This window comes from Geomonas sp. (assembly GCF_056994735.1).
The window spans coordinates 1-6,802 of the sequence record NZ_JBXKJL010000108.1 but is presented as its reverse complement, the minus strand read 5'-3'; the positions used below and the strand labels follow the sequence as shown (position 1 = coordinate 6,802).

Here is a 6,802-nt window from a genome sequence, read left to right as displayed (position 1 = left end):
GGAGATCTTCAGGATGTTGGTCTTGGACTTGTCGCTCTTCAGCGCCTCCTCGAGCGCGCCGTAGACCTTCTCGCGGTTCACCTCCTTCTCCATGTCGATGAAGTCGATGATGATGATCCCGCCCAGGTTCCTGAGCCGCAGCTGGTACGCTATCTCCTTGACCGCCTCGAGGTTGGTCTTGAGGATGGTGTCTTCCAGGTTGTGCTTGCCGACGTAACGACCGGTGTTGACGTCGATCGCCGTCAGCGCCTCGGTCTGCTCGATGATGATGTAGCCGCCGCTCTTCAGCCAGACCTTGCGTCCGAGGGCACGGCTGATCTCGACCTCCAGCCCGAAGTGGTCGAAGATCGGCTCCTCCTCATCGTAGAGCTCGATCGAATACTTCATCTTCGGCATGAAGGTGCTGATGAACTGCACGATCTTGTCGTGCTCGGGCTTGGAATCGACCACGATCCGCTCGACCGACTCGGTCAGGATGTCCCTCACCACCTTCTGGGTGACGTCGAGGTCGGAGTGGATGAGGCTCGGCGCCCCGCTCTTGTCCTTCTTCTTGACGATCTCCTCCCAGAGCTTGGTGAGATAGTGCAGGTCGGCGACCAGATCCTCTTCGCTCTTTCCGTCGGAAACGGTCCTGACGATGAATCCGCCCCCCACCGGCTTGATCCGGTCGACGATCTCCTTCAGACGCTCCCGCTCCGCCTCGTCCTCGATCCTCCTGGAGATCCCGACGTGATCGACCGTCGGCATGTAGACCAGGTGCCTTCCCGGCAGCGAGATGTGGGCGGTGATGCGTGCCCCCTTGGTCCCGATCGGCTCCTTCGAGATCTGCACCAGGAGCTCCTGGCCCTCCTGCAGCAACTCCTCGATGGGGTGGAGCGGGTGCGGCATCGGCTCCTCCCCCTCCCGGTCCATGAAGGACTCGTACTCGTCGACCGAGTCGAAGACGTCCGCCACGTAAAGGAATGCGGCCTTTTCCAGGCCGATGTCCACGAAGGCAGCCTGCATGCCCGGAAGCACCCGGACGACCCTCCCCTTGTAGATGTTGCCGATGATCCCCTTGACCCTGCTCCTCTCGACGTAAAGCTCGGCAATGGTGCCGTTCTCGATGAGCGCGATGCGGGTTTCGTGGGAGGTGGTGTTTATTACCAGCTCGTTTCCCATGCTAACCCCTTCTATATATGAAATAACAGTGAATGGTGAATAGTGAATGGTGAATGGGTAAACCACTCGCCATTACATCCCCCCTCCCCTCGCGGGAGGGGTCAGGGGGTGGGGGGAGGTGCATTCTCGGCGAACAGCACTTCCAGCTTCTCCAGCCGCGCTTCCTTCAGGGCCTCGGCCGGGACTTCCAGGATGGCGCAGGCAAATTCGGCGGGTTTGCCACGTCCCACCACCATCTCGAGGGTTTGGCCTGCCGACTTCAGCTCATGAAGCTCATGCCGGAGGTCGAACTCGATAACCTTCCCCCTCTTCTCCCGCCTCATCGGCGATGATTCCAGAGCCAGGAATTTCGCTGCCTTTTCCTGCAGATCGATCGAGACGGTTTCCGGCAAGGTGACGCGATACCGAACCCGCTCCATTATAACGGACAGTGCCGGTGCCTTCATGGGAATTTCGTCAGCCTCGATGACACGCACGCCTTCCGGAAGGCTCTTGTTGAGCGCCTCCCGCAGCGCGGCGGCCGTAAACCCGGCATCGACCTCGAAATCCATGTACTCGGCGTAAGATTCGATGCCGACCGAAAGGGCGGTGGCGAAGGAAAACTTCGGATGCGGATGAAACCCCTGCGAGTAGCGGATGGGAATGCCTGCCCTGCCGACCGCCCGGACAAAGAGCGTCAGCATCTCGAGATGGCTGAGATACCGCATCCTCCCCAGCTTCTCGAACCGGATCCTGATCCGCCAGGCCTGCTCCGTCGGGTCGGCGGAGGCGCTTTCACAGGCATAGGCGCCGAAGGCTACGGGCTCGTGAAGCCTCAACTTCACCTCTTTGAAGTCGCACACGCCGCAACCGGTGCACTTCCCGGCCCTGCAGTCAGGGGTGGTGGCGCCGCCAAGGGAGGCCTCGCGCTCGGCCAGGAGGAACTCGCGGCGCACCCCGCAGTCAAGATGGTCCCAGGGGAGAGGCTCATCGAGCTCGCGGCGGCGGTGGTAGAACTCCGGCGTCAAGCCCGTGTTCTCGAAGGCCTGATACCACTTGTCCCGGTCGAAGTGTTCCCACCAGCCGTCGAACCGGCATCCAAGGCGATGGGCCTCGACCAGGAGCTTACCGAGCCGGCGGTCTCCGCGGGCAAAGACCCCTTCCAGGACGGAGAGGGATGACTCCTGCCACTTCATGATCAGCTTCTTCTTCTTTAGTTCCGACCGCAGCCAGCGCTGCTTGTCGATGATCTCCGATTCGCTTATCTGCGGCTCCCATTGGAAGGGGGTATGAGGCTTGGGCACGAACGAGGAGACCGAGACGTTGACATCCCCGCCGGAGCCCGCGAATTTCCCCTGCCGCTTCACCTCCCGCGACATGTCCACGATTCCCTGCAGGTCGTCCATGGTCTCGGTGGGAAGGCCGATCATGTAGTAAAGCTTGATCAGCCGCCATCCCGCGCTGAAGACCGCGCGGGCATTGTCCAGCAGGTCGGCCTCGGTGATCCCCTTGTTGATCACCGTTCTCAGCCGCTCGCTCCCAGCCTCCGGGGCCAGGGTGAACCCGGTCTTACGCACCCTCCGCACCTCTTCAGCCATCTCCGGGCTGAGACTTCCCACCCGCATCGACGGCAGAGAGACCGCCTTTTTCTGGTTGGAGTAACGGTCCATCAGCCCCTTGAGGACCGGGGTGAGGCAGCCATAGTCGCCGGTCGACAGCGAGAGAAGGGAGACCTCGTCGTACCCGGTATTGCCCAGGGCTTCCTCGACGATCTCGAAGACGCGCTCCGGGCTCCGCTCGCGGACCGGTCTATATATATAACCGGCCTGGCAGAAACGGCAGCCGCGGGTGCAACCGCGGGAGATCTCGACGCTGACCCTGTCATGTACCGTCTTGAGGAATGGCACTACCGGAGAGGTAGGATAGTAGGCCTTGTCGAGGTCGGTGACGAAGCGCCGGCGGACGCTGCGGTAACCGTCGCGCAGCGGGGTGACCCTTTCGATCACGCCGCTTTCCTGGTAGCTCACTTCGAAGAAGCTCGGGACGTAGACCCCGTCGATGCCGGCCAGCCGCTCCAGGAGCGCCTTCTTGGGCAGCCCCTCCGCCTTCCAGGCCCGGACGCATTCCGCGATCTCGATGACCGCATCTTCTCCGTCTCCAATGAGGAAGGCGTCGAAGAAATCGGCCAGCGGCTCCGGGTTGTAGGCACAGGGCCCGCCTCCGATCACCAGAGGGTAACGCTCATCGCGCCCCGCCGCCAGCAAGGGGATGGCGGAGAGATCGAGCATGTTCAGTATATTGGTATAGGAAAGCTCGTACTGGAGGGTGAAGCCTACGATGTCTGCCTTCATGAGCGGCGTCGAGTTTTCCAGGGTGACCAGCGGCCGCCCCTCGGACCTCAGCAGCTCTTCCAGATCGGGCCACGGTGCGTACACGCGCTCAGGCGCAATCCACGGCACCTCTTTCATTACACCGTAAAGAACCTGGAGCCCGAGGTGGCTCATCCCTATCTCATAAACGTCCGGAAAAGCCAGCACAAAAGTTACCGCGCCCTTCCGGCCGGTTACGGTACCCATCTCCCCGCCCATGTAGCGGGCAGGCTTTTCCACCGACAAAAGTGTGTTATTGCTCAAAAAACCCCCGATATAGCCCAGTGACTATGACCGGCCATAGTAACAAATTCTCTTCGGCACTGGCAAGGTAATATACCCGCCCGCGACCGGCCGCTTCATAATGAGTGTACCCCATTTGCGGCATTCATTGGAGGAAATGAGGTCTATTGCGAATCCGACGGGACAGGGGTGATCCACCTACTTTCCTTGAACTCCGGCCACTTACCTCTCCAATGAAAGACTGGCACGCTCCCTGCTATAGAGAGATCATCATTCATCTTCAAAGGAGATTTACCATGAAAAAAGTTCTGTCCTCCGTAGTTGCTGCTCTCGTTGCTGTTGCTTTCGCTGGTGTTGTTTTCGCTGCTGACGCTACCCCGGCTGCTCCGGCTGCTGGCGAAGTGAAAAAAGAAGAAAAAGCTGAGAAAGCTGCTCCGAAAAAAGCAAAAAAAGCAAAGAAAGCAAAAAAAGCAAAGAAAGCCGAGAAGAAAGCTGAGAAGAAAGAAGAAGCAGCTCCGGCTGCAGCACCGGCTGCTCCGGCTGCAAAGTAATTCCCTTTTCGGGCAATTGGAAAAAGGCCGCATCGAAAGATGCGGCCTTTTTTTATGCGCTGGCGAGAAAAAAAAAGGAATGGGGACGGCGATTGCCGTCCCCATTCCTTTAGTAAATCAGCCTTCGGCTTTTATTCCTTTTGCCACACATAAGCGGGATCGAAGAACGGGGTGAAAAATCCGGGATAGGCAACGTAGAAGGTCGCCGCCTCGCCGACCCCCGCCAGGGTACGGACCAGGGTCATGCCGAGCCCTTTCACCGGGCCCACCGTCAGCCCCTTGGCCAGACCTTCCTCTTGCGAGGTCAGGTAGATCTGCTTCGGCAACTCGAGCCAGCCGGTGGCAACGTTGGCAACGCCGCGGACCAACTTGGTCGACATGCCGGTCACCACTTCCTGCGGCGAGGCGTCGTCGACCGTCCTGGTATCTTCAGCCCGTGCACCCCCGACCCCCAACATGCAGACAATCAGGATAACTGGCAGGATCAGCGTCAAATAGCGCTTCTGCATTTCACTCTCCCTTATTCTCCGAGTCGGGACTCTGCCTTCTCGGCTCAACCCGCTTCTCTTCCCACCCCTGCCATACGTACTCAGGAGTGATCATCGGGTCGTAATAACCGGGCTGAGGCACCGCAAAGAATACCGTCTCGGTCACACCGACCACAAGCCTGTAGAACCCCATGGCCACACCTTTCAACGGGCCGACCACATAGCCGATGCCGCCCCTGTCCCGCGCCATCAGGTACGACTGCTTGGGCACCTCGACCACGGAAGTGGCCACGTTCGCTACCCCGCGTACCAGCTTGAAGGCCATCTTCTCGGCGACAGCCTCCGGCTGCTGCCCGTCGAGGGCGAAGGAGGGTGAAGCAATCAACATGGGCAGCAGCAATGTCAACAACGTCGCCTTGATACGCATTTTGGCTCCTCTTCCTGATCAGCGGTCGGTAAATGCCATCGTTCTTTTAACATAGATGCCTTTCATTGGCAAGTCAGCAGTACTTCGCTCATTTTTGATATGGCACCAGAGAATGCTCCAACCTGCTCATCCATATCGGCCAAGACGGAGGAACTCACTGGGCCTTAGCCTCCCTCGGGTTACCTGATAGGCGGCGGGATCAGACAGTATCGAGGTCTTTACTGTCATTTTGCGTGCTTCGACAAGCTCAGCACGAACGGGTACATACTACGTCAACTCGGGGTTCAGGTTTCTTCTGTCAGCCACTGTCAGCCACTGTCAGCCCCTCGGCATCGTGAACAAGTCGTTGTAATCCGTTCGCCCTGAGCCTGTCGAAGGGCGCACACCGCTTCTTCGTCTGGTGAAACAGAAAGGCGCGAGATCCCTGTGGGGAAGTCGCGCCTTTTTATCCGCACTACCGACTGCCTTACCTGCCGTGTTTCTTCCTCAGGTAAGCGGCCACCCCTTCCTTCGAGGCCTTCATAGGTTCCTCACCTTCCTGCCAGTTGGCGGGGCAGACCTCGCCGCCGTGGGTTTCGACGAACTGAAGCGCGTCCAGCATCCTCAGGGCCTCACCAACGCTCCTGCCCAAGGGGAGGTCGTTGATAACGGTGTGACGGACTAAGCCCTTGGTGTCGACCAGGAAGAGTCCGCGCAACGCGACCTCCTCGTTGAAGAGGATGCCGTAGGATCTGGCTATGCTCTTGTCGAGGTCCTGGACCAGGGGGTACTGGATATTGCCGATGCCGCCATCCTCGACCGCGGTGTTCTTCCAGGCCAGATGCGTGAAGCGCGAGTCGACAGAGACACCTATGACTTCGCAGTTTTTCTCTTTGAACTCCGCCAGCCTCTTGTTAAAGGCCAGGATCTCGGAGGGACAGACAAAGGTAAAGTCGAGCGGATAGAAGAAAAGCACCACATACTTTCCGCGATAACTGGATAAGGTAAGCTCAGCGAAAGAATTATCGGGCATGACGGCCTGCGCCGTGAAATCAGGTGCTTCCTTTGTCACCAAGGTAGTGAGACTCATAAGTGCTTTCTCCTTTCGTGATTGAATTTCTAATGTGGACAAACTCTACCAGCCGCATTACCGGTTGTCAATCAGAAAAAGGACCAAAATCATCTTTTTTATCCAGTCAGCTCAAGCCCCTGTTATTACGAGCATTCGCGTTCGGAAAGGGCCTGAAGGGTCCGGCGCGGAATGGGGGCTCCCACCCGGTACCGGACCTTGCCGGTACTTCTCCACCAAGGCATCTGGAGAGATGCCCGCGCCTGATTTGGGGTGACTATCTGGTAGTGCCGGCAGTCATCGCTGACAGGCACACGCAAAAAAAGAGGCCGCTATAAGGCGGCCTCCTCTGGTCGATTCTGTAATTGTTTTCTGCCTGGAGCCGTTATTTACCCAGGACCTCTCCCCTGATGCTGATGGTGACCTCGCGGAACGGAATCTCCTTCCCTGAAGCTGCCAGGGCCTGGCGGGCCGCCATCACGATGCCTCCGCAGCAAGGCACCTCCATCCTCAGAACCGTTATTCCCTTTATCCGC

The 6,802-nt window shown here is 58.7% G+C and carries 6 protein-coding genes and 1 pseudogene; 1 reads left to right on the top strand and 6 read right to left on the bottom strand.

All coding sequences use genetic code 11. The features are described 5' to 3' along the window. Together AC11W3_RS05310 and AC11W3_RS05305 are read right to left on the bottom strand one after the other, a co-directional pair. The coding region (locus AC11W3_RS05310; RefSeq protein ID WP_484092600.1) for an Rne/Rng family ribonuclease at positions 1-1,161 on the bottom strand (1,161 nt) is incomplete at its 3' end. A gap of 101 nt (positions 1,162-1,262) precedes the next feature. After that, complete coding sequence (locus AC11W3_RS05305) at positions 1,263-3,773, bottom strand: TIGR03960 family B12-binding radical SAM protein (protein WP_484088975.1); 2,511 nt, start codon at positions 3,771-3,773, stop codon at positions 1,263-1,265. 275 nt (positions 3,774-4,048) lie between these two features. Here AC11W3_RS05305 and AC11W3_RS05300 point away from each other — a divergent pair, with 275 nt between their 5' ends. Further along, positions 4,049-4,303 carry a hypothetical protein gene (locus AC11W3_RS05300; protein ID WP_484088976.1) on the top strand — a complete coding sequence of 85 codons (255 nt, stop codon included), beginning with the start codon at positions 4,049-4,051 and terminating at the stop codon, positions 4,301-4,303. 131 nt (positions 4,304-4,434) lie between these two features. Here AC11W3_RS05300 and AC11W3_RS05295 read toward each other — a convergent pair whose 3' ends face one another. From AC11W3_RS05295 to AC11W3_RS05280, 4 genes and pseudogenes are all read right to left on the bottom strand, one after another. Beyond that, positions 4,435-4,761, bottom strand: a complete 327-nt coding sequence (locus AC11W3_RS05295; RefSeq protein WP_484088999.1) for an exosortase system-associated protein, TIGR04073 family — start codon at positions 4,759-4,761, stop codon at positions 4,435-4,437. Positions 4,762-4,813: 52 nt separating this feature from the next. After that, a complete protein-coding gene (locus AC11W3_RS05290; RefSeq protein WP_484092599.1) occupies positions 4,814-5,218 on the bottom strand; it encodes an exosortase system-associated protein, TIGR04073 family in 405 nt (134 codons plus the stop codon). 466 nt (positions 5,219-5,684) lie between these two features. Beyond that, positions 5,685-6,287 carry a peroxiredoxin gene (locus AC11W3_RS05285; RefSeq protein ID WP_484088978.1) on the bottom strand — a complete coding sequence of 201 codons (603 nt, stop codon included), beginning with the start codon at positions 6,285-6,287 and terminating at the stop codon, positions 5,685-5,687. Between the two features lie 364 nt (positions 6,288-6,651). Further along, positions 6,652-6,802: pseudogene (locus AC11W3_RS05280) on the bottom strand (ferredoxin); the annotation flags it as partial.